Origin of the sequence: Halomonas sp. ND22Bw, assembly GCF_003011945.1 — a bacterium.
Taxonomy (GTDB): Bacteria; Pseudomonadota; Gammaproteobacteria; order Pseudomonadales; family Halomonadaceae; genus Halomonas; species Halomonas halophila.
This window is the reverse complement of sequence record NZ_PXWD01001156.1, coordinates 1-261: the sequence shown is the minus strand read 5'-3', so window position 1 is coordinate 261 and position 261 is coordinate 1. Positions and strand designations below refer to the sequence as shown.

Below are 261 nucleotides of genomic sequence, written 5' to 3'. Positions count from 1 at the left end.
CCCCAAGGCCCTGTCGGCGCTGGGCCGCGCCGCCGATGTGGTCACCTTCGAGTTCGAGAACGTGCCGGCCGAATCCATCGAGCGTCTGGCCGAGGCCGGCGCCCTCGTCGCGCCGGGACCGACGGCGCTTCGCGTGTCGCAGGACCGGGTGGACGAAAAGACCTTCCTCAACGCCGTCGGCGCCCCGACCGTGGACTTCGCCGTGGTCGATACGCTGGACGATCTGGTCGTTGGCCTGACGACCCTAGGCGTGCCGGCTCT

The 261-nt window shown here is 70.5% G+C and carries 1 pseudogene; it reads left to right on the top strand.

Going from position 1 to position 261, the window contains the following annotated elements:
• Positions 1-261 (top strand): annotated as a pseudogene (locus CVH10_RS21800) (5-(carboxyamino)imidazole ribonucleotide synthase); the annotation flags it as partial.